Genomic DNA, 24325 nt, shown 5'->3' on the forward strand with positions numbered 1-24325 from the left:
GTGGCGTTGTCGGCATCGAAGGCCAGCGTGGCTGGCGACCGCCGAAAGCCCGCGTGGCTTTCGATATCGAGTGGCGCGCATTCTACCGAATCCGCCGTGGGCGTCAAGCGAGGATTTAGCGAAGCGAGTCGAAAAATCCAAACCAGGACAACCACTTACCTCTCCTCCTACCGCCGGTGACGTTGCCCGTCGCCGGCAGCGGATGCGTACTTTACGGATAAACCACCAAGGCTGCAACCCTTCATCCAAAAAATATAGAACATAGTGACCAACTCAGCCATGGCCCTTTCAAATTTCTCATCCCACGTTCAGAGCGAATCAAATCACGAACAGATCCATGAAGCGGTGAACCGGCATGGCTTCAAGCTGCGTCTGATCCTCGCACAGAGCGAAGATGCGCTCGCAACGCCCGGTAGGGAAACGTGTCGCCAGGTTGTGCTTGAACTTCTCTTCGAGGATCGGGATTCCCTCGTCACGTCGACGGCGGTGGCCAATGGGATACGCCACTTCGACACACTCCGTGGCGCTGCCATCGCGAAAGATCACCTGGATGGCGTTGGCGATGGAGCGTTTGTCGGCGGCCAGATAGTCCTGGGTATAGCGGGGCTCCTCCCTCACCTCCATCTTGTCCCGCAGCGTATCGATGAGCGGGTGCTGACGATGAAAATCATCTTCGTAATGCTCGGCCGTGAGATCACCGAAGATAAGCGGTACGGCCACCATGTACTGCAGGCAATGATCGCGATCCGCCGGGTTGGCCAGCTCTCCCTCTTTCGAAATGATGCGAATCGCCGACTCATGGGTGGTGATAACGATACGCTCGATCTCTTCCAGGCGATCCTTCACCTGCGGATGGAGCCGTACCGCTGCCTCGCAGGCGGTCTGGGCATGGAATTCAGCGGGAAAGGCGATCTTGAACAGGATATTCTCCATCACGAAGGTGCCGAACTCACGCTGGAAGCGAAATGCCCTCTCCCCTTCGGGCTTGAGCTTTTGGTCCTTATTGGTCTTGGAGAAGAGCACGTCGTAGAAACCCCACTGGGGCGCGCTGAGTACGCCGGGGATGCCCATCTCGCCGCGCAGGCCGATATCGGCCAGACGCACGCCGCGAGAGGTAGCGTCTCCCGCGGCCCAGCTCTTGCGCGAGCCGGCATTGGGCGCATGGCGATAGGTGCGCAAACTCTGCCCGTCGACCCAGGCGTGCGACAGCGCCGACAGTAGCTGCTCCCGACTCGCCCCCATCAAGTGGGCGGCTACCGCCGTGGATGCCACCTTGACCAGTACCACATGATCCAGCCCGACCCGGTTGAAGGCGTTCTCGAGCGCCAGAACCCCCTGGATCTCGTGAGCCTTGATCATGGCCTCGAGCACGTCACGCATGGTCAGCGGCGCCTCGCCCTGGGCGACTCGCTTTTGCGAAAGATGATCCGCCACGGCGAGAATGGCACCCAGATTGTCGGAGGGGTGCCCCCACTCGGCAGCAAGCCAGGTGTCGTTGTAATCGAGCCAGCGAATCGCGCAGCCGATATCCCAGGCCGCCTTGACGGGGTCCAGGCGGAAGGACGTGCCCGGCACCCGGGCGCCATGGGGTACCACGGTCCCCTCGACCAGCGGCCCCAAGTGCTTGGTGCATTCGGGGAAGCGCAGCGCGAGAAGGCCGCAGCCCAGGGTATCGATCAAGCAATTTCGTGCAGTATCCAGCGCTTCGTCACTCTCGATACGGTAATCGAGCACGTAGTCGGCGATCCTCTGCAGCTCGGGGTCGTAGTCGGGTCGGACGTTGCGTTCGACGGTGGCGCTCATGCTCCCTCCTGTCGCAGGCTCGCTGTTGTCTCCCTTCACTATAGAAAACGCCCCGAGCCTTGCGACTCAGGGCGCAAAACTCCGGCCAGAAAGACCCTAGAAGGCGTCACCGGGAATACGCACCCAGCCTTCCATAAGCACCCGGGCGCTACGACTCATTACCGCTTTGGTCGCTGTCCACTGACTCTCGACTAGCGAAGCCTCCGCCCCCACTCGCAGGGTGCCGGAGGGATGGCCAAAATGCACCGAGTTGCGCTCACCGCCACCGGCGGCCAGATTGACCAGGGTACCGGGCACCGCCGCCGCCGTCGCGATGGCCACTGCCGCCGTCCCCATCATGGCGTGGTGCAGTTTGCCCATGGAGAGCGCGCGCACGACCAGGTCGATGTCAGAGGCCTTGATGGCCTTGCCGCTGGAAGCGACATAATCGGCTGGCGGGGCAACGAAGGCCACCTTGGGCGTGTGCTGACGCTCGGCTGCCTCGCTGACTTCCCGGATCAGCCCCATGCGTAGGGCGGCATGGGCGCGGATCGACTCGAACATCGCCAGCGCCTTGGTATCACCGTTGATCGCCTCCTGCAGCTCGGTGCCGCTATAGCCGATCGCTCCCGCATTGACGAACACCGTGGGGATGCCGGCATTGATCATGGTGGCCTCAAGGGTCCCCACACCGGGCACCTCGAGCGGGTCGACCACATTGCCGGTGGGAAACATGGCACCTTCGCCGTCGGCCGGGTCCATGAACTCGACCGCCACCTCGGCGGCCGGAAAGGTCACACCGTCGAGCGCGAAGTCGCCGGTCTCCTGCACCTTTCCGTTGGTGATCGGCACACGGGAGACGATGGTCTTGCCAATGTTGGCCTGCCAGACCCGCACCGTGGCGACGCCGTTCTCGGGAATGCGCGAGGGATCCACCAGACCGTTGCTGATGGCGAAAGGCCCCACGGCAGCGGAAAGGTTGCCGCAGTTGCCGCTCCAGTCGACGAAAGGCTTATCGATGGAGACTTGGCCGAACAGGTAGTCGACGTCATGGTCGGGACTTCCGCTCTTCGACAGGATTACCGTCTTGCTGGTACTGGAGGTAGCCCCGCCCATGCCGTCGATCTGTTTCTGGTAAGGGTCGGGGCTTCCGATCACTCGCAGCAGCAGCGCATCGCGGGCCGGACCGGGCTGCCGGGCGGCCTCGGGGAGGTCATCCAGGCGGAAGAAGACGCCTTTGCTGGTACCGCCACGCATGTAGGTGGCGGGAATCTTGATTTGGGGAACCTGGCTCATGCGCTGACCGCCTCCTCCGATTCGAGGAAGTCCTGGGCGAAGCGCTGCAGTACGCCACCGGCGGAGTAAACGGAGACCTCCTCGGCGGTATCCAGGCGGCAGACGACCGGCACGCGCAGGGTGTCGCCATCGGCACGATAAATGACCAATGTCAGGGTGGCCCCCGGCGCCGGCTTGCCTTCCACATCGTAGGTTTCGGTGCCGTCGAGCTTCAGCGTGTGGCGCGTGGTGCCCGCCTGGAACTGCAGTGGCATTACGCCCATGCCCACCAAGTTGGTGCGGTGAATGCGCTCGAAGCCCTCGGCAACAATGGCCTCCACGCCGGCCAGTGCCACGCCCTTGGCCGCCCAGTCGCGCGAGCTGCCCTGGCCATAATCGGCCCCGGCAATGACGATCAGCGGTTGGCCGCGCTCCATGTAGGTTTCGATGGCCTCCCACATGCGCGTCACCTTGCCCTCCGGCTCGATACGCGCCAGCGAGCCCTGGATCACCTCGCCGTTCTCGTCGCACACCATCTCGTTGAACAGCTTGGGGTTGGCCAGCGTGGCGCGTTGCGCGGTGAGGTGGTCGCCGCGGTGGGTGGCGTAGGAGTTGAAGTCCTCCTCCGGCAGGCCCATCTTGGCCAGGTACTCGCCCGCCGCGCTGTCCGCGAGGATGGCGTTGGAGGGCGACAGGTGGTCGGTGGTGATGTTGTCCGGCAGGATCGCCAGCGGCCGCATGCCCTTGAGGCCACGCTTCTGCGCCATGTTGCCCTCCCAGTAGGGCGGCCGACGAATGTAGGTGCTCTGCGGACGCCAGTCGTAGAGCGGGCTCTTGGCCCGTTCCACCTCGTCGAGGTTGAACATCGGGATGTAGACCTGCTTGAACTGCTCGGGCCTGACGTACTCGCCGACGATGGCATCGATCTCCTCGTCGGAAGGCCACAGCTCCTTGAGGGCGACGGGGTTGCCCTCTTTGTCGTAGCCCAGCGCATCCTTCTCGATGTCGAAGCGTACGGTGCCGGCGATGGCGTAGGCCACCACCAGCGGTGGCGAGGCCAGGAAGGCCTGCTTGGCAAAGGGATGGATGCGCCCGTCAAAGTTGCGATTGCCGGAGAGCACCGCGGTGGCGTAGAGATCGCGGTCGATGATTTCCTGCTGAATCTCCGGCCGCAGCGCACCGGACATGCCATTGCAGGTGGTGCAGGCGTAGGCGACGATACCGAAGCCGAGCTTCTCGAGTTCGGGCAGCAGTCCGGCCTCCTCAAGGTACAGGCGAGCGACTTTCGATCCAGGCGCGAACGACGACTTCACCCAGGGCTTGCGTACTAGACCCAGTTCGTTGGCTTTCTTGGCCAACAGCCCCGCGGCCACCACGTTGCGGGGGTTGGAAGTGTTGGTACAGCTGGTGATGGCGGCGATGATCACCGCACCATCGGGCATCCTGCCGGCCCTCTCCTCGGCCAGCGCCTGCTCCAGGTTGGCAGCAATGCCGCGCTCGGCCAGCGCCGAGGTGGGCAGGCGACGGTGCGGGTTGGAGGGCCCGGCGAGGTTGCGTTCGACGGTGGAAAGATCGAACGTCAACACACGCTCGTACTCGGCGCGCTTGAGACTGTCAGCCCATAGCCCCACGGTCTTGGCGTAGTTTTCCACCAACGCCACCTGCTCCGGCTCGCGCCCGGTGATGGTCAGATAGTCGAGGGTCTGCTGGTCAATGTAGAACATCGCCGCGGTAGCGCCGTACTCCGGCGTCATGTTGGAAATGGTGGCGCGGTCGCCGATGGTCAGGCTCTCGGCCCCTTCGCCGAAGAACTCCAAATAGGCGCCTACCACCCGCTCCTGGCGCAGGAACTCGGTGATGGCCAGCACGATGTCGGTAGCGGTGATGCCGGGCTGACGCTTGCCGGTCAGCTCCACACCGATGATGTCGGGCAGGCGCATCATCGAGGGGCGGCCGAGCATCACGGTTTCGGCCTCGAGGCCGCCGACGCCGATGGCGATGACGCCCAGGCAGTCGATGTGCGGGGTGTGACTGTCGGTGCCCACGCAGGTATCCGGGTAGGCCACGTCGTCGCGGACCTGGATCACCGGCGACATCTTCTCCAGGTTGATCTGGTGCATGATGCCGTTGCCGGCGGGGATCACGTCGACGTTCTCGAACGCGGTGCGCGTCCAGTCGATGAAGTGGAAGCGATCCTCGTTGCGGCGATCCTCGATGGCGCGGTTCTTGTCGAACGCCTGGGGATCGTCGCCGCCGCATTCGACGGCCAGCGAGTGGTCGACGATCAACTGAGTCGGCACCACCGGGTTGACCTTGGCCGGGTCGCCGCCCTTCTCGGCGATGGCGTCGCGCAGGCCGGCCAGGTCGACCAGTGCCGTCTGGCCGAGGATGTCATGGCAGACTACCCGCGCCGGGTACCACGGGAAATCCAGATCGCGGCGACGCTCGATCAGTTGCTTGAGCGCATCGGCGAGCAGCGCCGGCTCGCAGCGGCGCACCAACTGCTCGGCCAGTACGCGGGACGTATAAGGCAGGGTATCGTAGGCACCGGACTGGATCGCCTCGACGGCCTCACGCACGTCGAAGTAGTCCAGCTCGGTGCCGGGAAGCGGTTTACGATAGTGAGTATTCATGAGTCGACGGTCTTCGCGTGGTGTGGGAGCGGGTAAGGGAGAGGCGGCCCGAAGGCCGCCTGTACGTACAGGTTCAGTCACGCTCCTCGATCGGCACCCATTGGCTCTTCTCCGGGCCGATGTAGTCGGCGCTGGGGCGAATGATACGGTTATTGGCGCGCTGCTCGAAAACATGGGCACACCAGCCGGTAACGCGCGAGCAGACGAAGATCGGCGTGAACAGCTTGGTGGGAATGTCCATGAAATGGTAGGCGCTGGCGTGGAAGAAGTCGGCGTTGCAGAACAGTTTCTTCTCGCGCCACATCACCTCCTCGACGCGCTCGGACACCGGATACAGGACCGTGTCATCCACGTCCTCGGCCAGCTTCTTCGACCAACCCTTGATGATGGCGTTGCGCGGGTCGGACTCGCGATAGATCGCATGCCCAAAGCCCATGATCTTCTCTTTGCGCTCAAGCATGCCCATGATCTCGCGCTCGGCCTCTTCCGGCGACGTCCAGTTCTCGATCATGTCCATGGCCGCCTCGTTGGCGCCGCCATGCAGCGGGCCGCGTAGCGAACCGATGGCGCCGGTGACGCAGGAATGCATGTCGGAAAGGGTCGAGGCACACACGCGCGCGGTGAAGGTCGAGGCGTTGAATTCATGCTCGGCGTAGAGGATCAGCGAGACGTTCATCACCCGGGCGTGCAGCTCGGAGGGCGCGTCGCCGCGCAGCAGGTGCAAAAAGTGAGCGCCCACCGACTCGTCGTCAGTCTCGGTCTCGATGCGTACGCCGTCATGGCTGTAGCGGTACCAATAGCAGATGATCGAAGGTAGCACGGCGAGCAGGCGGTCGGAGACGTCCTGCTGCTCCTCGAAGCTCTCCTCGGTCTCGAGGTTGCCGAGCATGGAGGCCCCGGTGCGCATCACGTCCATGGGGTGGGCGCTGGCCGGAATCTGCTCGAGCACGGTCTTGAGCGCTGCCGGCAGGCCGCGCAGCCCCTTGAGCTTGCCGATGTAGGCGTCGAGCTCGACTTGGTTGGGCAGCTTGCCCTTGAGCAACAGGTAGGCGACTTCTTCGAATTTCGCCTTCTCGGCCAGTTCTTTGATATCGAAGCCGCGATAGGTCAGACCGGAGCCGGTCTTGCCGACGGTGCACAGGGCCGTGCTACCTGCGCTTTGACCCCGCAGGCCGGCGCCAGCGTTAGGTTTATCTGCCATGTCGTGTCTCCTTGAGCTATCGTTTTCTTGTCGTCGTAACGAGAAGGCTCAGGCGCCCGAGCCTTTCCCGCCCAGCGGGTTTTCCGCGAACAGCGCATCGAGCTTCTGCTCGAAGGCGTGGTAGTTGAGGAAATCGTAAAGCTCGTCACGAGTCTGCATCAGCTCGACCACGTCACGCTGATGCCCCTTGTCGTGAATGCTCTGATAGACCTTCAATGCGGCCGCGTTCATGGCGCGGAAGGCCGACAGCGGGTAGAGCACCATGCGGCAGCCCACTTCGGCGAGCTCCTGCTGGCTGAACAGCGGCGTGGCGCCGAATTCGGTGATGTTGGCCAGGATCGGCGCGTCGACGCGATGGCAGAAGGCCCGGTAATCGTCGAGGGTATGCACCGCCTCGGCGAAGATGGCATCGGCCCCGGCCTCGATGCAGGCGCTGGCGCGGTCGATGGCGGCATCCAGCCCTTCCTTCTGGAAGGCGTCGGTGCGCGCGATCAGGGTGAAGTCGGGATCGATACGTGCGTCGGCGGCGGCCTTGATGCGATCGACCATCTCCTGCTTCGAGACAATCTCCTTGTTGGGACGATGCCCGCAGCGCTTCTGCGCGACCTGATCCTCAAGATGCACGGCGGCCACCCCGGCGCGCTGCATTTCCTTGACAGTGCGAGCTATGTTGAAGGCCCCGCCCCAACCGGTATCGATGTCCACCAGTAGCGGCAGGTCGGTGGCGCCACAGATGCGATGAGCATCCTGCACCACATCGTTCATGGTGGTCATGCCCAGGTCGGGCAGGCCGAACGAGGCATTGGCCACACCACCGCCGGAAAGATAGATGGCCTGGTGGCCGACCCGCTCGGCCATGATGGCGGTATAGGCGTTGATGGTACCGACGATGGGCAGCGGCCGATTGGCTTCGAGGGCGGCACGGAAACGAGCGCCGGGCGTGGATTGCGTCATGGATAGACTCCTGTGTGAACGTTCGAACCGGCCTCAGGCAGTGGCCTCGGCCTGCTCCTTGAGAATCTCGGCGTAGCGGTCGGCCACGTTGGCCCGCGAGGCGCTGACGTGGCGGCGCATCAGCAGTTCGGCCAGCTCGGCATCGCCCGCTTCGATGGCGTCCACGATGCGATGGTGTTCGACGAAGGCACGCTGGGGCCGGGCGCCGCTGGCACTGAACTGAGTCCGGTAGAGCCTCACCAGGTAATAGAGATCGTCGCATAGCATGGTCATCAACATGCGATTGTGGCTGCCCTGGACGATACGGTAGTGAAAATCGAGATCGCCTTCGCGCTGGTAGTAAGCCTCACCGCTCTGCAGATCCTCCTGGCGCTCGTGCAATGCCAGCACCTCGCGCAGCCCGGCGATCTCCTCGCGGGTCATGTTCTCGGCGGCAAGCCTTGCGGCCATGCTCTCCAGGGCTTCGCGGACGTCGAACAGCTCGAGCAGCTCCTTCATCGACAGCTTGACTACCCGGGCCCCGACGTGGGGAACCCGCTCGATCAGGCGATGGGCTTCCAGGCGACGCATGGCCTCGCGCAATGGCCCCCGGGAAATGCCGTAGGCCTTGGACAACCCCGGCTCGGTGATCTTGCTTCCCGGTGCCAGCTCGCCGCGGACGATGGCATCCTGCAACTCGTGAAAGACCCGCTCCGCCAGGGTGCGAACTTCGGGCGGGGTGTGATCTGGAGCGATTGAGTTCATGGGAATTGTCGACAATCAAATGGTTCGATGACTTTAGACATTGCCCTCCTTATGGTCAACCTCTCGCTTGGCGCCATTCGCTACGCCTTTGGTTGTAGACAACGTAGGGAGCGAGAGTCATGCTGTCGACAATCCGCTCTGCATGTCGGTAACTTTCCGGCATCAGCGACGCGGCTAGGACAAAACCCGCCTGCCCCTCTAAAATGGGTCGCCTGTACCGAAAGGCCCCTTTCATGACTGCACGACTCGAGACTTACCCACTCCCCTATCGAGACGACCCGCTCGCCTACTTCGATGTTCTGCGCCGACGACCCGGTGCCGTCCTGTTAGACAGTGGCCGCCCTGTCGCGCCAGGTGGACGCTACGATATCCTCAGCTGCGATCCCGTGTCGGTCATCATCACCGATGCAAGGGGACGAGTCTCGGTGGATGGCATACCGGTCGCCGACGGCGATCCTTTCGCCGCTCAGCAGCGCCTGATCGATAGCGTGGCGATGCCGCTTCCGGACAGCGAACTGCCTTTTCTCGGCGGCCTGATCGGCTACTGGGCCTACGATCTGGGCCGCTCGTTGGAGCCCGTGGGAGAGTCGGCGCGCCAAGTCGTCTCGCTACCCGCCAGTCGGGTCGGACTGTATGACTGGGCGCTGATACAGGATCACGAGGCCCGCGAGAGCTGGCTGGTGGCCAGCGCCGAGCGACGCCTTCAAGTGCTGGGCTGGCTGCAATCGGCCCCGCCCACGGCCACATCCTTCCACCTGCTGGCTCCTTTCGCGAGCGAAATGGATCGCGATGGCTATGCTCGACGCTTCGCTGCCATCCAGCACTACATTCGTGCCGGCGATTGCTATCAGATCAATCTTGCCCAACGCTTCAGCGCTCCCTTCGAGGGCGATCTGTGGTCGGCCTACCTTCGGCTGCGCCGGGCCACGCCGACTCCGTTTTCCGGCTACATGGCCTGGAGCGCAGGCCATCGAGAGCAGGCTATTCTCTCGCTCTCTCCGGAGCGTTTCCTGCGATGCCATGCCGACGGTCGCGTGGAGACCCGTCCGATCAAGGGCACACGGCCCCGCGGCACCACGCCTGAAGAGGATCGACGGCTGGCCAGCGAGCTTTCGGCCAGCCTTAAGGATCGCGCCGAGAACGTGATGATCGTCGACCTCTTGCGCAATGACCTCGGACGAACCTGCCGGCCAGGCAGCGTACGAGTACCGCAACTGTGCGGGCTGGAGAGCTACGCCAACGTCCACCACTTGGTCAGCGTCGTATGCGGTGAGCTGGCGAAGGGAAAACGGCCGCTTGATCTGCTGGCCGCCGCCTTTCCTGGCGGTTCGATTACCGGCGCCCCCAAGATTCGCGCGATGCAGATCATCGACGAGCTGGAACTGAGCTGTCGAAGCGTTTATTGCGGCAGCCTGGGCTATATCGATCTGCGCGGGCGAATGGATACCTCCATCGCCATTCGCACCGCCGTAGCCGATGCCGGGCAGCTCCACCTCTGGGGTGGCGGTGGGCTGGTGGCCGACTCCGAGGTCGAGGCGGAATACACCGAGACGCTGGACAAGATTCGCCATTTGATGCAGGCACTGGCATAGGCGAAGGCACGCAGGAGAGAATAAGAAAACTTTTTTTATTAACCAATAGATATATCAATCCAAGGAAATGGTATTGGGGCGCGCCGGGTGGGCTTTGCTAGGGTAGGCGCATCGCCAACACAACCTTGGACCCCCCATGGAACTCTCACTCGATGCCGTCAACCGTGATTTGGGCAGTGACCCAGAAGCCCTTGTCCGCTGGGCTCTGGAGCAAGGCGTACGTCCCATCTGCACGACCAATTTTCGTCCTTTCGAGGCCGTCATCCTGCACATGGTGACGCGTCAGCGGCCGGACATCCCGGTCGTTTGGATGGATCACGGTTACAACACGCCGGCGACGTATCGCTTCGCCGATGCCGTCACCGAACGTCTCGGGCTCAACCTGATCACCTACCTTCCTCGCCGCTCCCGGGCGCATCGTGAGGCCGTCGACGGAGCCATGCCAGGCATCGACGACCCACGGCATGAGAGATTCACACGAGAGGTGAAGCTCGAACCCTTCGAGCGTGCGCTACGCGAAATGGCACCGGACGTATGGTTCACCGCCTTGCGTGCCGAAGACACACCCGAGCGTGCCCGAATGGCCCCAGTGAGCCGCAACGCCGACGGCCTGCTGAAGGTATCGCCGCTGCTGTACTGGAGCGCCCGCGATATGTACCAGTATCTGCAAGCCCATGGCCTGCCCAACGAATTCGACTATTTCGACCCCACCAAGGTGGAGGAGAAACGTGAGTGCGGCCTTCACCTGCAGCACTGAATCCGCTCGGTTAGCGCTGATGACGCGCTTCAGCGCATCGGCAGCTCGATGTCGTCGAACAACTCCTGCTCATGGCGCGGTCCGGCCAACAGCGCGGCATCGACCAAGTCGCGCTCGAGGTGATCGGCGAAGCCCTTGACGAAATCGTACATGTAGCCGCGCATGAAGGTGCCACGGCGAATGCCGATCTTGGTCACGGAACTTTCGAACAAGTGCCCCGCCTCGAGCGCGACCAGGTCATTGTCGAGCACGGGATCGTAGGCCATATGGGCAACGATACCGACGCCCAGTCCCAGGCGGACGTAGGTCTTGATCACATCGGCGTCGGCGGCGGTGAGTACGACGTTGGGCGTGAGTCCCCTGGCGCGGAAGGCGTCATCGAGCTGGGAGCGTCCGGTAAAACCGAACACGTAGGTGACGATCGGTTGCTCGGCAAGGCGCTCCAGGGTCAATGCCTCGCCATTGGCCAGTGGATGGTCGCTAGGCACCAGCACACAGCGGTTCCAGCGATAGCAGGGCAGCAGCACGAGGTCGTTGAACAACTCCAACGATTCGGTGCAAATAGCGAAGTCGGTTTGCCCATCACTGACCATCTGAGCGATCTGGCGCGGGGTTCCCTGCTGCATGTGCAGTGCCACATCGGGATACTTGCGGGTAAACTCCCTGATCACCGGAGGCAGCGCATAGCGCGCCTGGGTATGAGTCGTGGCGATCGACAGACTACCGCGGCGCTCGTCGCTGTGCTCCTGGGCCACCTGCTTGATGTTGTCGGTAAGCCGCAGGACCCGGCCGGCCAGCTCGACGATGGCCTCGCCCGCCGGGGTGACACGTGTGAGATGCTTGCCGCTGCGCGCGAAGATTTCGACCCCCAGCTCATCTTCCAATAGGCGGATCTGCTTGGAGATGCCGGGCTGCGAGGTGAACAGGCTCTGGGCCGTGGCGGATACGTTGAGGTTATGACGGGTCACTTCCCAGACGTAGCGGAGCTGTTGCAGTTTCATGATCGACTCTCCTGGCACCCGGCAAAATGATACGCAACGGTGATTAAACGAGGCTCATCTAATCACCAAATAGCATAAACACAAAACGGGTGCGCGGGCTATCGAAACGCCAGCGAACGCCAATGTCGAGATGCTGGCCCATTTGCCAGGGAACCGGTCGACCGCTAACATCAGCCGACCGGACATGCCTTGGCATGTCACAACGATCCGCTCGATGAAGCGCAACGTAACTGGAGATTCACATGGCCAACAACGTCGATGTCACCAATGCCAACTTCGAGCAGGAAGTACTGAAGGCAGACCAGCCCGTGCTGCTCAAGTTCTGGGCTCCGTGGTGCGGCCCCTGCAAGGTCATGGCCCCGGTAATCGATGAGGTTGCCGAGGAGCGTTCCGGCAGCCTCAAGGTCGTTAGCATCAACGTGGATGACGCGCCGGAAATTGCCGCCGAGCAGGGCGTACGCGGCGTTCCTACCGTGATGTTGTTCAAGTCGGGCTCGAAGGTCGCCTCGCTGGTCGGTGCGCAGTCCAAGTCGCAGCTGGTGCAGTTCATCGACCAGAACGCCTGAGCCCCTCAGCGATGCCCTTCTCGCCCCGGCTTCGGCCGGGGCGTTTGCATTTCGGATCGGCTCGACGCTTTGCTTTCACGCGCATTGCGCGTATCGCTCGGCGGGGTGACGGTATCTGCGATGCGTCGCTTGCCCGGCCCCAGCATATGGGCGATCCAACGCGTCTGAGGATGACTGTCCAAGGCGATCTTGAGCGTCATCGTCAGCACCACCGAGAGCAGCATGCCAACCACGCCCAGCATCCAGCCCCAGACGACCAGCGAGAGAAAGGCGACGAAGGCGGACAACCCCAGTGCGCGCCCCATCAGGCGTGGCTCGACCAAGTTGCCGAGCACGAAATTGATGACCAAGTAGGCCATGGCCAGCCCGAAGGACGGAACCAGGCCGCCGTCACGGGACACCAGCAGCAGTAGTACCGGCGGCAACGCGGCGATCGCCGAACCGATGTTGGGGATGTAATTGAGAGCGAAGGCCAGCACCCCCCACAGCAGCGGAAAGTCGACGCCGACAAACACGCAGGCCAACCAGGCCATGACACCGGTCAGCAGGCTCACCAGCGTCTTGACCGCCAGGTAGCGCTTCAGCGTCAGGCTGAATTCATGGAAACGCTGCAGGCTGGCTGCCGGATCGTCGAGCGCGAAGGAGACCTTGTCACGGAAATTCAGGGTTTCGAAGAGCATGAAGATCACCAAGAGCGCCACGACCGTACTCTGCACCAGCAAATTGCCAAGCCCTCCCAGTAGCGTGGACAACCAGCCGCTCTCGTCCTCCACCTCGACCAGGCCTGCCAACAGGTCGGGGTCGATAGCCAGGCCCATGGAGGCCATGCTGTCGAGCAGGTTGAGGTACTGCTCGTAGAGACGCTCCTCGATGCCCGGCAATGCCTGGATGAACGTGCCGAAGGTATTGACCACCAGCAACCCCACCAGCGAGAGGAAGGCACCGATCACCAGCAGCGTGACCAGAACCGCAAGGCGCAGGCTCAAGCCCAGCCGGTGTAGCCAGTTCACCGGCGAGGTGCAAATCACGGCAATGAAGAGTGCCAGAAGAAGGGGAATGATCAGATCCGCGCCGGCGCGAATGCCACCCACGATGACCACCAGCGCCGCCAGCGCCAGCGTCAAGGTAAGCGGAAAACCGTAACGTACGTTATCGTCCCGATGAAGCATGCCCTCTATCCCTGTTCGGCGTGTCCTGCTTATCATGACCCGTGCGTGGCGGGTACACAAACCGAACCGCCCGCACAACGCCTGGGTGGATCGGCGAGCCGACACGGCAGGCCCGATTCCCCCGTCTCATGATGCGGCTTGCCCCGCCCCTGCAAGGAGGCCACCATGCACCGTTCGTTCCTTTCTCGCTGCTTGTTACTAGGCGGACTGATTGCCATGACCGCGCCGACGGCCCTGGCCATTCAGCCGGAAGTTCCCCCCGCCCGACTCGATGTCCAGGCCGAAGCCCAGTTGGATTTCGTACCGAACCGCGCCACGCTCAGCGCCCGCCTGTGGGAACGTACGCCGACCGTAGCACGTCAAGACAACGATACCGACCCGGACGCCTTGCGCGAGGCAAGAGACAGGCTCGAGGAGCGCGCCGGCAAACTGATTCGTGCCCTGGAGGAGGCGGGGATCGAGCGCGACGACCTCGGCGCCGGCTCCCTGAGCGTGCAACCGGAATACGTGCCCGCCCCGCGGCGCAGCGACGATAACGACAACATGCTGATGCGCACTCGGCTGGAGCGTCCCTTCCAGGTTCGGGTCGATGATCTCGAACGGCTGCCCCAGTTGCTGGACGCGCTGACCGAAGCCGGCGTCAATGCACTGGACGGTATCAGCTATGACCTCGCCGACCGCGACGCCGCCACCGACGAGGCGCTGGTGCAGGCGCTCGAGAAAGCCCGCCACAAGGCCGAGCTGATGGCGCGTACCATGGGCGTTTCTCTCGGTGCCGTGGCCAGCATCAGCGAGACGCGCTCACCGATCTATCAGCCGCGCATGATGGCGATGAGCGCCGATGCCCGGGAGAGCGCCCCACAGGCCGAGTACCGACCTGGCACCATCGTCATCGAAGCGGGGGTCAGCGTCAGTTGGGAGATTGAGAATTGAGGATGGCGACACCGCCCAGATAGGGGCGGAGCACCTCCGGCACGGTAATGGAACCATCGGCATTCTGGTGGTTCTCCATCACCGCAATCAGACAGCGCCCTACCGCCAGGCCCGAGCCGTTGAGAGTATGCAACAGCTGCGGCTTCTTCTGCTCCGGGTGGCGGAACCGCGCCTGCATGCGCCGCGCCTGGAAGTCCTCGCAATTGGAGACCGACGAGATCTCGCGGTAGGTTTGCTGACTCGGTAGCCACACCTCGAGATCGTAGGTCTTGGCCGCGCCGAATCCCATGTCGCCGGTACACAGCGTCACCACCCGATATGGCAATTCCAGCGCCTGCAGGATCGCCTCGGCGTGACCGCGCATCTCTTCCAACGCCGCATAGCTCGTCTCGGGGTCGACCAGTTGAACCATCTCGACCTTGTCGAACTGGTGCTGGCGAATCATGCCGCGAGTGTCGCGGCCATGAGAGCCCGCCTCGCTGCGAAAGCACGGCGTATGCGCAGTGAGCTTGAGCGGCAGGGCCCTATAGTCGAGGATCTCATCACGGGCGAAATTGGTCAGCGGTACCTCGGCCGTAGGAATCAGATGGTAGCTGCGCTCGTCGTCGAGACGGAACAGATCCTCGCCGAACTTCGGCAGCTGGCCGGTACCGTGCAACGAGGCCTCGTTGACCATATAGGGGACGTAGCATTCCTCGTAGCCGTGTTCGAGGGTCTGCTTGTCGAGCATGAACTGAGCCAGTGCCCGGTGCAGCCTGGCGATGCCACGACGCATCACGGCGAAGCGTGCGCCGGTCAGCTTGGCTGCCAGCTCGAAGTCCAGCTCGCCGGTGAGTCCACCCAGGTCGACGTGGTCGCGTACGTCGAAATCGAACTCACGGGGCGTGCCCCAGCGATGCAACTCGACGTTGTCCTCTTCGCTCTCGCCTTCCGGCACGCTGTGATGCGGCAGGTTGGGAATTCCGCTGGCCAGCGCATCCCATTCGACCTGCACTTCGGCGAGGCGTGCCTTGGCGGCATCCAGTCGGTCGCCCAGATCGCTCACCTCATTGAGCAGTGGCTGGATATCCTCACCTGCCGCCTTGGCCTTGCCGATCGCCTTCGAGCGAGTGTTGCGTTCGTTCTGCAGGTTCTCGGTCTCGGTCTGCAGCTCGCGTCGCCGGGACTCCAGCGCCTCGAGCCGCTCGGTGTCGAGGACATAGCCCCGCGTGGCCAGTCGTTGGGCAACCCCGGCGAGGTCGCTGCGCAGCAGTTTGGGATCGAGCATGGCGTCAAGCCCCTGAATGAGAACGAACGTTAAAAAGGACGGTAAAACGGCGAAACATTGTAGGCAAAAGGCCGCCCCGGTGCCATGCCACTGATCCGGCGGCGCGCGCCATTTTGCCCAGTCGCGATAAAGTAGCTCTCTCCCTGCCTGCCCGGTAGGGGCAGCGTCACCGACTGAACCGATCCACGGTCGGAAGGGCCCGAGCCTCAGCAGCACGCTCGCGCCCACTACCTGCGTTTCCTCAAGAGAATGGAGCGTGAGGGTGTGAAGCCATCAGCGGAGAGCATGCATCCCTTGGCTTCGTCATGCAGGTGTCGTAACCCCAGGGCAAGCTGCACGCGTACTTTGCCGCCCACGCTGCGATTAGGAAGGGGATTTGAGCATCAGGCTAGGTGGTCGTGCGCTTTCCTTTCATAGGGTATCTGGGGCGTCGTGCTTGCCAGCGCGGTCGCATCCTCGAGCTTTGGCAAAGCGATTCACCTCATAGTCGGCACGGATTGGCGGATTCATCCCGCACAAAGGGAGCCTAAACGGTGAGCATGCCCCCTTAAGCAGCATAAGATTGAGCAAATGTACAGTCTACTTAGGGTTAATTTCTTGAGGTAAACTCTCCTAGTATCGTAAGATACATCTGACAAAAAAACTGATCACATAGTTTCTGACAGATTCATCAGACAACATGATTGACCGATCGACCATGCGCCATGCCGCGCAAGCTCTACCCGAGGGAACACGATGATGATGAACCGCAACAAGACCTCTGTTTTATCTAGCGTCCTGCTAGCCGGAGCTCTCACCTTTTCTGCGCAATCCCAAGCCACCACTTCTCTTCGCCTAGGTTGGACAACGGCGGACAGCGAGGTGGATCCATACGCAATCACTGCACATTACTTCGTTGAAGAGCTTGAGAAGGCAGCCCCGGGGGAGTTCGACGTCACGTTTTTCCCCAACCATCAGCTAGGCGACGATACAGAGATGCTTCAGGGCATGCAGCTGGGGATACTGGATGCCGGCGTCATCACCGGCACCCAGATCAGCACTATCGATAATAGCTTCCAGCTCAATGACCTCCCGTTCCTTTTCGCTGACAGCGAGCAGGCTCACGAGATACTCGATGGCGAAATTGGCCAAGAGCTTATGCAGCGTCTCGAGCCGCATGGCATCGTGGGTCTAGGATTCGCCGAGGCTGGCTTCCGCAACACCATCAACAACGTCAGGCCGATCAGCACCCCCGAAGACTTTCGCGGCATTAAGTTGCGTGTTCAACCTAGCGATCTATTTCTTGCCAGCTTCCGCGCTCTAGGCGCCAATCCAGCTCCCATGGCATGGAGCGAAGCCTTTACTGCGGTTCAACAGGGTACAGTCGACGGCTTGGAAATTCCTCTTCCTGTGATTTATGCCAATAAATACCCGGAAGTGACAGAACATCTTTCCCTTACACGCCACACCTACAATGCTTTAGGCTTGCTTATTTCTAAGCAAGCCATGGATAAGATGTCCCCAGAAATGCAAGCCACCGTGCGTGAGGCTGCTGAGAAGGCAATCCAGCGGCAACGCGAAACTGTTGCGGCTAATGACATGGAAATCCTGACCCAGATCGAGGAACAGGGCATGTCGATCAACGAGATCGAAGACGTCGCTGCCTTTCGGGAAAGCGTTGCCACTGTCTATGACGAATACCGCGACAAGATCGGAGGTGACCTGATCGACAGAACCTTACAGCTCATCTCCAAGTAACCCCTTGCCCGGCCTCGCGCCGGGCAATCGTTTAGTTGGGGAACATCATGTATCGCTATCTGGATGCCTTAAGCCAGCGGCTGGCTATGCTTAGCCATTGCCTAGGCGCTCTGTCCGCCTTGGTAATGGTCGGCACTTTGCTGCTGGGCGTTTTCTACCGCTATGCCCTACAAAACTCCCTTTCGTGGTCTGACGAAGTGGCGCTACTCGCTGCTTCCTGGACGATTTTCTTGTTTTCAAGCGCGCTTGTACGACGCATGGAACACGTCAGAGTCACGCTTGCCCTGTCATTGCTACCAGAGGCCCTTGCCGGACTCCTCGAACGCATAAACGTCTTTCTCATTTTCCTGTTTGGCTTGGCTATGGTATGGACAGGTTATGGATTCATGGATTTTACCTGGAATCAAGTTTCACCAGCGATCCGCTACCCATTATGGATGAAAAATGCTGCACTTCCCGTTGGTGGAGTGGTTATCTGCATTCATGCCATAACACTATTGATAAGGCCTAGTTCGCTCAACGAATTAAGGAAACAAGATAATGGATGACACGGGCCTTGTACTCATCCTTGGCCTCTTCGGCCTGCTCATTATCGGTACGCCCATTGCCATCGCCCTTGGCTTACTGACGCTGGTCGGCATCTGGATGGCCGACCTCAACCTGCTAATCGCCGCTCAACGCTTCATTGCCGGCAGTAGCTCAACTACCCTACTCGCCATTCCGGGGTTCATTCTTGCCGGTGAGCTCATGGGAGCCGGAGGGCTTTCACGTCGCCTGGTCAGGCTAGCTTCTACCTTCATTGGACATCTACCCGGCGGCCTGTCGATGTCGACCGTCGGTGCAGGCACCTTCTTCGGAGCCATCTCGGGCTCTGCACCGGCCACCACTGCGGCGATCGGCTCGATCATGATTAACGAGCTCGAGACTCGTGGCTACCAGCGTGGATATGCGGCTGCCTTATCAACGGCCGTCGGTCCACTAGGCCAGATGATCCCCCCGTCAATTCCCATGGTAATTTGGGGTGTGCTGGCAGAAGAGTCAATTTCCAAGCTTTTTTTGGCCGGGGTGATACCGGGCCTTCTTGCTGCAGCAGGCTTCTGCGTCGTCAGTGTCATTTATGCCAAACGGCAAGGAGTCGTTAGCGAGTCCCGTGCTTCTGGTACCGATATCATCGCGGCGCTACGGGAAGGCCTATGGGCGCTTCTCGCCCCCGTCGTCATCCTTGGCGGTATCTATGGGGGGATCTTTACACCGACAGAAGCGGCCATGGTAGGCGCCTTCTACAGCGCTTTGATTGGACTGTTCGTTTATCGAGATCTGCATTGGCGTCAACTCCCAGGCATACTGATCAATGCGATGCGGACCACAGCCGTCATCATGTTCATCATCGTGACCGCTTCCGGGTTCGCCTGGGTCATCGCAAGCGAACAATTACCCACGAAGATCACCGAGTTGATCCTTGGCGTCACCACCAACCCGCTATTGTTGTTGCTATTCATCAATCTGCTTCTCCTGGTGCTCGGAGCTGTGATGGATAACATTTCTGCGATGGTGATCATGAGTGGCGTGCTGATCGGGATCGGCGCGCAGATTGGGCTGGACCCCATTCAATTGGGCGCCATGGTGGTTATCAATTTTGCCGTCGGCATGGTCACTCCCCCGCTTGGTTATTCGATTTTCGTGGCCTCATCGATTAGCGGCATGAGTATCGAGCGTATCGCAAAGCATCTGTTGCCGTTCCTCGGGGTGTTGCTGCTAGTGGTGGGCTTAATTGCCTATGTTCCCGCAATCACGCTATGGCTTCCGGGTATGCTCGGATGATATCGCACAAACAACGACCCAGGCCTACCCTCGCGCGTGGTCGCCGCCTCTCGGCTGAAGCCGCAGCGACGCTGGAAAGGGAAATACGCGAGGGAATTTATCCACCCAATTCGAAGTTGCCAACAGAGTCAGGGCTGATGGAGCGCTTCGGCATGAGTCGAGCGGTCATCCGTGAGGCCATTGCCGAGCTGCGGCGTGCCAATCTGGTTTACACGCAGCAGGGTAGCGGAACGTACATTACCGCCACGCTACCCGAGAGGCCCGTGTTCGCACTCAGCGCAGACCAGCTTGATCATCACGAGCTGCGCCTTATATATGAAATGCGTCGTGAAGTCGAAGCTGGCGCTGCAGCATTGGCAGCCATTCACGCTAGCCAGTCCCAGCGCCGGGACATAGCCGTGGCGCTTGACAACCTCGCCACGAATCTTGCGCTAAAGAAGGATAGTGTTAGGCACGATCTGGCGCTTCATCAAGCCATTGCCATAGCCACTGGCAATCACTTTTTCTGCGACTTCATCGAGTTTTTTTACAACCGCATGTCCATGGCTATCAGTACTGCCCGACACAACTCATCTCGAGACGCTCAGCTCGAGCGAATCGTGCAGGTTGAGCACCAAAACATCGTCGAGAGCATTCTCAACGCCGAACCGGAAGAGGCACGTGCCGCGATGCGCTTGCATCTGTCCAATGCCGCACGACGCCTTGGCCTGAAGGCAACTGCATCGAAGGAAGCAACATGACCATCCCCGATATTCCCGCTCCCGATCCAAACCCACGGCGCCCCATCCGCTCACTTCCCAAGAACGCGTGCGATTGCCATGCGCACATATTCGGCCCGGCCAGCCGCTATTCCTATCATCCAGACCGAGGTTATACCCCACCAAACGCAAGCGTTGAGGCTTATCAACATATGCTGTCCGTGCTGGGATTCGATCGGGCTGTGCTGGTTCAGCCCAGCGTTTACGGCACGGATAACAAGCGTCTTATAGATGGACTACTTCAAGCCCGTGAACAGCACCTGGATTGGCGAGGCGTAGCAGTGCTTGATCCCGGCGTCACTGATGATGAGATAGCCCATCTACATGCGTTGGGGGTTCGTGGTATCCGTATCAACCTGCTGTTTCCAGGTGGTGTGGACTTTAACGCTATCACCACACTAAGCGAGCGAATCGAGCCTTGGGGATGGCACGTCCAGTGCCTTATCGACGTGTCCGATTTTCATGATCTGAGTGGTACTCTCGATCGCCTACCCTTGCCCAAGGTTATCGACCATATGGGACATATTCCTGTCTTTAAAGGGGTCAATCATCCCGGCTTTCAACACCTCCTGAATCGTATCGATGGAGGCGATACGTGGGTCAAGCTCTCCGGACCCAATCGCATGACGGCCCGAGTGCGCTCACCCTATTGTGACGTCGACCCCTTCGCTTCTGCCCTGATAAGCCGTAACGCGGATCGCTGTGTCTTTGGCACAGATTGGCCGCATGTGAAGCTTCCCAATACTATGCCAAATGATGGCGACCTGGTGGATGAACTTCTTCGCCTGGTGGAAGACGACACGACGCTTGAGAAGATACTTGTCCACAATCCTACTCAGCTCTATGGCTTTTAAGCCTCGCCCAACCAAAGCGATGCCCGTGCTACAGTATACGGTGCGTGTTTGCATACACACCTCGCTACCTTGACGTAGGAAAAGGCATGATTTCGCGCCTGACGCCTCCCCCCAGTCTCTCAGCTCCCTATCGTTCGTTTCTTGAGGCCTTGCGAGAGGCCGGCTTCGAGGGCGAGATCGCCCCCGATTACGCCAACCGCACGGTACTGGCTACCGACAACTCGATCTACCAGCGCCTGCCCCAGGCCGCGTTGTTCCCTCGCCACGCCGCCGATCTCGAGTGCATCGCCCGGCTCGCCGCTGAACCTGGGCATCGCCACGTAGTGCTCACGCCCCGTGGTGGCGGTACCGGCACCAACGGTCAGTCACTTACCGACGGCCTGGTAGTGGACGTTTCGCGGCACATGAATCGGATTCTGGATATCGACGTGGAGAATCGCCGGGTGAGGGTACAGGCCGGCGTGGTCAAGGATCAGCTCAATGCCGCGCTGAGGCCTCATGGGTTGTTCTTCGCACCCGATCTCTCCACTTCCAACCGTGCCACGATTGGCGGGATGATCTCCACCGATGCCAGCGGCCAAGGCAGTTGCGAGTATGGCAAGACTCGCGACCACGTGCTCGAGCTCGATACCGTGCTGCTCGGCGGCGAGCATATGGTCAGCCATCCCGTCGACGATGCCGAGCTCGAGTCGCTGTGCCATCACAGCGGTATCATCGGCAACGCCTACCGCACCGCCCGGAAGATCGCCGACACCCAGCGCGAGCTGATCGCGGCCAAGTTTCCGCCCCTCAACCGCTGCCTGACCGGCTACGATCTGGCCCACCTCCGGGATAGCCGAGGCCGCCTCGACATCAATAGCCTGCTGTGCGGTTCGGAAGGCTCGCTGGGCCTGCTCAACGAAGCGGTGCTCAACGTGCTGCCGATCCCGCAGCATTCGCTTCTGGTCAACGTGCGCTACGCCGGTTTCATGGACGCCCTGCGCGATGCCAAGGCGCTGATGGGCTCTGTGCAAGACCCGCCGCAGGCGCTTGATGCCTCCCCCACCTCCATCGAGACGGTGGACGACAAGGTGCTGCTGCTGGCCATGGAGGATTTCGTCTGGGACAGCGTGGCGGAGTTCTTTCCCAGCAAAGCGACCGCAGCCGAGGGCGACGCACCGGCGGCCGAGTGTCAGGCCGTGGCCATACGTGGCATCAACCTCGTCGAATTCAATGACGACGACCCGCAGCGGCTCACTGCGCGGGTCGAGGCCTTCTGCCGCCATCTAGAATGTGACGATAGCGTCGAGCGCCTCGGCTATACGCTGGCGAAGGGCCGCGCCCAAATCCAGCGAATCTATGGCATGCGCAAGCGCGCCGTGGGCCTGCTCGGAAATGCCAAGGGCGAGAAGCGCCCGATTCCTTTCGTCGAGGACACTGCGGTGCCGCCGGAGCATCTCGCCGATTTCATCGCCGAATTTCGCGCTGCCCTGGATGCCCGCGGCCTCGATTACGGCATGTTCGGCCACGTCGATGCGGGAGTGCTCCATGTACGCCCCGCGATCGACATGAAGGATCCTGAACAGGAGCGGCTGATTCGCGAGGTCTCCGACGAAGTCGCCGAGCTGACCCAGCGTTACGGCGGCCTGCTGTGGGGTGAGCACGGCAAGGGCGTGCGCTCCGAGTATGCGCCCAAGTTTTTCGGCGAACTCTACCCCAGCCTGCAGCGAGTCAAGGCGGCCTTCGATCCGCACAACCAGCTGAATCCGGGCAAGATCGCAACGCCCATCCCGCGCGAAGCCGCGGGAGCTGCCTCGCAGGAAGACGCCGTCAAGCTGGTCGATCCGGGCCTGCTGACCATCGACGGCGTGCCCACCCGCGGCCAGCTCGACCGTCAGATCGACGAGCGTGTATGGCAGGCCCATGCCGCCACGGTCTACTGCAACGGCAACGGCGCCTGCTACAACTACGATCCGAACGACGCCATGTGCCCGTCGTGGAAGGCGACACGCGATCGCATCCACTCGCCCAAGGGCCGCGCCAGCCTGATCCGTGAATGGCTGCGGCTTCAGGGCCATGCCGGCATCGACTTGATAGAGGAGTCGCGAAAGAAGAAGACCGAGGGCATGTGGGGCTTTATCAAGAGTTTCCCTCGTCGTGCGCGCAATACCTACCGCCGCCGCGACGAAGCCGATTTTTCCCACGAGGTCTACGACGCCATGGCGGGGTGTCTCGCCTGCAAGTCGTGCGCCGGGCAGTGCCCCGTGAAGGTCAACGTGCCGGAATCTCGCTCGCAGTTTCTCGAGGTCTATCACGGTCGCTACCTGCGCCCCGTTCGCGACTATCTGGTGGGCGGCATGGAGTTCTTCCTGCCCGCACTGTCCCGCATCGCCCCGCTCTATAATGCTGCCTTGGGCAATCGTCTGGTCGATCGGCTGCTGGCCGGCCCGATCGGGCTGGTCGACAGCCCGCGTCTCTCGCGTACCCGCCTGCAACGACAGCTTCGCGCTTGGGGCGTGACCGAGGCCACGCCGATCTCGTTGGGCCTGCTCACCGAAGCACAGAAGGCCAGGAGCGTAGTCCTCGTACAGGATGCCTTCACCAGCCACTTCGAGGCCGAGCTGGTGATGGACATCGTCGAACTACTCACCCGGCTCGACGTGCGGGTATTCGTCGCGCCCTATTCGCCCAATGGCAAGCCGCTCAATGTACAGGGCTTTCTCGGCGCCTTCGAGCGCACTGCCGAAAGACAGGCCCGCCGGCTACGCACACTGGCCGAGTTCGATGTGCCGCTGGTAGGCATCGATCCGGCCATGACCCTGACCTACCGTCAGGAATACGTGAAGGCGCTGGGTCCCGACGCCATGCCCGAGGTCCTGATGCTACAGGAGTGGCTGGTGGCGCAGGGGCAGCGCCTGATCCCGCCGGCCCTCGCCCCCCAACTCGAGTCGCTGCGTGATCCCGGCTTTCGCCTGCTGTCACACTGCACCGAGAAGACCACCGCCCCCGGCAGCCCCAAGGCATGGCAGCAGATATTTGCCGCCTTCGGCTTCGAGCTTGAGCTCGTCGCCACGGGCTGTTGCGGCATGTCCGGCACTTACGGCCACGAGGCGCGCAATCTCGAGACCTCAAGGACCATCTACGCCCAGTCGTGGCAGCCGGTGATCGAGGGTACCGAGGATACCGAACGCCTGCTGGCGACGGGCTACTCCTGCCGCAGCCAGGTCAGCCGCTTCTCCGAACGGGCATTGTCGCATCCGCTGCAAGGTCTGCTATCTCACCTGCGCCAGCTAAGCTGGTGA

At 61.5% G+C, this 24325-nt stretch carries 19 protein-coding genes; 10 read left to right on the top strand and 9 right to left on the bottom strand.

Annotated features, from left to right (window positions below; translation table 11 throughout):
• Window positions 1-318: 318 nt before the first annotated feature.
• The 6 genes from prpD to F0A17_RS05930 form a co-directional block, all read right to left on the bottom strand.
• Entirely contained in the window at window positions 319-1803 is a 1485-nt protein-coding gene (prpD, locus tag F0A17_RS05905; RefSeq protein ID WP_149327442.1) for a 2-methylcitrate dehydratase, read from the bottom strand.
• 96 nt (window positions 1804-1899) lie between these two features.
• On the bottom strand, window positions 1900-3078 hold the full coding sequence (gene prpF, locus F0A17_RS05910) for a 2-methylaconitate cis-trans isomerase PrpF (RefSeq protein WP_149327443.1): 1179 nt from the start codon (window positions 3076-3078) through the stop codon (window positions 1900-1902).
• Complete coding sequence (gene acnD, locus F0A17_RS05915; protein WP_149327444.1) at window positions 3075-5690, bottom strand: Fe/S-dependent 2-methylisocitrate dehydratase AcnD; 2616 nt, start codon at window positions 5688-5690, stop codon at window positions 3075-3077. The genes prpF and acnD overlap by 4 nt, the downstream gene beginning before the upstream one ends.
• A gap of 73 nt (window positions 5691-5763) precedes the next feature.
• A complete protein-coding gene (prpC, locus tag F0A17_RS05920) occupies window positions 5764-6891 on the bottom strand; it encodes a bifunctional 2-methylcitrate synthase/citrate synthase (protein ID WP_149327445.1) in 1128 nt (375 codons plus the stop codon).
• Window positions 6892-6939: 48 nt separating this feature from the next.
• Window positions 6940-7845 carry a methylisocitrate lyase gene (gene prpB, locus F0A17_RS05925; protein ID WP_149327446.1) on the bottom strand — a complete coding sequence of 302 codons (906 nt, stop codon included), beginning with the start codon at window positions 7843-7845 and terminating at the stop codon, window positions 6940-6942.
• A gap of 33 nt (window positions 7846-7878) precedes the next feature.
• A complete protein-coding gene (locus tag F0A17_RS05930; protein WP_149327447.1) occupies window positions 7879-8589 on the bottom strand; it encodes a GntR family transcriptional regulator in 711 nt (236 codons plus the stop codon).
• 233 nt (window positions 8590-8822) lie between these two features.
• On the opposite strand from F0A17_RS05930, the gene pabB reads away from it, so the two are divergent.
• The gene (pabB, locus tag F0A17_RS05935; protein ID WP_149327448.1) at window positions 8823-10181 is read left to right on the top strand and encodes an aminodeoxychorismate synthase component I; all 1359 of its coding nucleotides are present in this window, start codon (window positions 8823-8825) and stop codon (window positions 10179-10181) included.
• Between the two features lie 136 nt (window positions 10182-10317).
• Window positions 10318-10938 (top strand): phosphoadenosine phosphosulfate reductase domain-containing protein, encoded by a 621-nt coding sequence (locus tag F0A17_RS05940; RefSeq protein ID WP_149327449.1) that lies wholly within the window; start codon window positions 10318-10320, stop codon window positions 10936-10938.
• 29 nt (window positions 10939-10967) lie between these two features.
• Here the strand turns inward: F0A17_RS05940 and cysB are convergent, their stop codons facing one another.
• Window positions 10968-11939 (bottom strand): HTH-type transcriptional regulator CysB, encoded by a 972-nt coding sequence (gene cysB / locus F0A17_RS05945; protein WP_149327450.1) that lies wholly within the window; start codon window positions 11937-11939, stop codon window positions 10968-10970.
• Between the two features lie 242 nt (window positions 11940-12181).
• On the opposite strand from cysB, the gene trxA reads away from it, so the two are divergent.
• Window positions 12182-12505, top strand: coding sequence for a thioredoxin (gene trxA, locus F0A17_RS05950; protein ID WP_104202046.1), 324 nt, complete (start codon window positions 12182-12184; stop codon window positions 12503-12505).
• 5 nt (window positions 12506-12510) lie between these two features.
• Here trxA and F0A17_RS05955 read toward each other — a convergent pair whose 3' ends face one another.
• Window positions 12511-13674, bottom strand: coding sequence for an AI-2E family transporter (locus tag F0A17_RS05955; protein ID WP_149327451.1), 1164 nt, complete (start codon window positions 13672-13674; stop codon window positions 12511-12513).
• A gap of 165 nt (window positions 13675-13839) precedes the next feature.
• On the opposite strand from F0A17_RS05955, the gene F0A17_RS05960 reads away from it, so the two are divergent.
• Window positions 13840-14607 carry an SIMPL domain-containing protein gene (locus F0A17_RS05960; RefSeq protein WP_149327452.1) on the top strand — a complete coding sequence of 256 codons (768 nt, stop codon included), beginning with the start codon at window positions 13840-13842 and terminating at the stop codon, window positions 14605-14607.
• On the opposite strand, the gene serS is transcribed toward F0A17_RS05960, so the two are convergent.
• Window positions 14585-15874, bottom strand: coding sequence for a serine--tRNA ligase (serS, locus tag F0A17_RS05965; protein ID WP_149327453.1), 1290 nt, complete (start codon window positions 15872-15874; stop codon window positions 14585-14587). The genes F0A17_RS05960 and serS overlap by 23 nt on opposite strands.
• Window positions 15875-16609: 735 nt before the next feature.
• On the opposite strand from serS, the gene F0A17_RS05970 reads away from it, so the two are divergent.
• The 6 genes from F0A17_RS05970 to ydiJ all read left to right on the top strand — a co-directional run bounded on the left by F0A17_RS05970 (window position 16610) and on the right by ydiJ (window position 24325).
• A complete protein-coding gene (locus tag F0A17_RS05970; RefSeq protein WP_223111507.1) occupies window positions 16610-17611 on the top strand; it encodes a TRAP transporter substrate-binding protein in 1002 nt (333 codons plus the stop codon).
• Between the two features lie 47 nt (window positions 17612-17658).
• Window positions 17659-18159, top strand: a complete 501-nt coding sequence (locus F0A17_RS05975; protein ID WP_149327454.1) for a TRAP transporter small permease — start codon at window positions 17659-17661, stop codon at window positions 18157-18159.
• A complete protein-coding gene (locus F0A17_RS05980; protein ID WP_149327455.1) occupies window positions 18152-19432 on the top strand; it encodes a TRAP transporter large permease in 1281 nt (426 codons plus the stop codon). The genes F0A17_RS05975 and F0A17_RS05980 overlap by 8 nt, the downstream gene beginning before the upstream one ends.
• Complete coding sequence (locus F0A17_RS05985) at window positions 19429-20172, top strand: FadR/GntR family transcriptional regulator (protein WP_187774637.1); 744 nt, start codon at window positions 19429-19431, stop codon at window positions 20170-20172. The genes F0A17_RS05980 and F0A17_RS05985 overlap by 4 nt, the downstream gene beginning before the upstream one ends.
• Window positions 20169-21044 carry an amidohydrolase family protein gene (locus F0A17_RS05990; RefSeq protein WP_149327457.1) on the top strand — a complete coding sequence of 292 codons (876 nt, stop codon included), beginning with the start codon at window positions 20169-20171 and terminating at the stop codon, window positions 21042-21044. Before F0A17_RS05985 ends, F0A17_RS05990 begins: the two co-directional genes overlap by 4 nt.
• Window positions 21045-21130: 86 nt before the next feature.
• The gene (gene ydiJ, locus F0A17_RS05995; protein WP_149327458.1) at window positions 21131-24325 is read left to right on the top strand and encodes a D-2-hydroxyglutarate dehydrogenase YdiJ; all 3195 of its coding nucleotides are present in this window, start codon (window positions 21131-21133) and stop codon (window positions 24323-24325) included.

This window comes from Billgrantia pellis (genome assembly GCF_008297955.1).
GTDB classification, from domain to species: domain Bacteria; phylum Pseudomonadota; class Gammaproteobacteria; order Pseudomonadales; family Halomonadaceae; genus Halomonas; species Halomonas pellis.

Excerpts from the sequence above, each read along its gene's own strand:
- F0A17_RS05955 (WP_149327451.1), bottom strand. The coding sequence starts at position 13,674 with ATGCTTCATCGGGACGATAACGTACGTTACGGTTTTCCGCTTACCTTG.
- trxA (WP_104202046.1), top strand. The coding sequence starts at position 12,182 with ATGGCCAACAACGTCGATGTCACCAATGCCAACTTCGAGCAGGAAGTA.
- F0A17_RS05980 (WP_149327455.1), top strand. The coding sequence starts at position 18,152 with ATGGATGACACGGGCCTTGTACTCATCCTTGGCCTCTTCGGCCTGCTC.
- prpC (WP_149327445.1), bottom strand. The coding sequence starts at position 6,891 with ATGGCAGATAAACCTAACGCTGGCGCCGGCCTGCGGGGTCAAAGCGCA.
- prpB (WP_149327446.1), bottom strand. The coding sequence starts at position 7,845 with ATGACGCAATCCACGCCCGGCGCTCGTTTCCGTGCCGCCCTCGAAGCC.
- F0A17_RS05985 (WP_187774637.1), top strand. The coding sequence starts at position 19,429 with ATGATATCGCACAAACAACGACCCAGGCCTACCCTCGCGCGTGGTCGC.
- F0A17_RS05940 (WP_149327449.1), top strand. The coding sequence starts at position 10,318 with ATGGAACTCTCACTCGATGCCGTCAACCGTGATTTGGGCAGTGACCCA.
- prpD (WP_149327442.1), bottom strand. The coding sequence starts at position 1,803 with ATGAGCGCCACCGTCGAACGCAACGTCCGACCCGACTACGACCCCGAG.
- cysB (WP_149327450.1), bottom strand. The coding sequence starts at position 11,939 with ATGAAACTGCAACAGCTCCGCTACGTCTGGGAAGTGACCCGTCATAAC.
- F0A17_RS05975 (WP_149327454.1), top strand. The coding sequence starts at position 17,659 with ATGTATCGCTATCTGGATGCCTTAAGCCAGCGGCTGGCTATGCTTAGC.
- F0A17_RS05970 (WP_223111507.1), top strand. The coding sequence starts at position 16,610 with ATGATGATGAACCGCAACAAGACCTCTGTTTTATCTAGCGTCCTGCTA.
- ydiJ (WP_149327458.1), top strand. The coding sequence starts at position 21,131 with ATGATTTCGCGCCTGACGCCTCCCCCCAGTCTCTCAGCTCCCTATCGT.
- F0A17_RS05960 (WP_149327452.1), top strand. The coding sequence starts at position 13,840 with ATGCACCGTTCGTTCCTTTCTCGCTGCTTGTTACTAGGCGGACTGATT.
- serS (WP_149327453.1), bottom strand. The coding sequence starts at position 15,874 with ATGCTCGATCCCAAACTGCTGCGCAGCGACCTCGCCGGGGTTGCCCAA.
- F0A17_RS05990 (WP_149327457.1), top strand. The coding sequence starts at position 20,169 with ATGACCATCCCCGATATTCCCGCTCCCGATCCAAACCCACGGCGCCCC.
- acnD (WP_149327444.1), bottom strand. The coding sequence starts at position 5,690 with ATGAATACTCACTATCGTAAACCGCTTCCCGGCACCGAGCTGGACTAC.
- prpF (WP_149327443.1), bottom strand. The coding sequence starts at position 3,078 with ATGAGCCAGGTTCCCCAAATCAAGATTCCCGCCACCTACATGCGTGGC.
- pabB (WP_149327448.1), top strand. The coding sequence starts at position 8,823 with ATGACTGCACGACTCGAGACTTACCCACTCCCCTATCGAGACGACCCG.
- F0A17_RS05930 (WP_149327447.1), bottom strand. The coding sequence starts at position 8,589 with ATGAACTCAATCGCTCCAGATCACACCCCGCCCGAAGTTCGCACCCTG.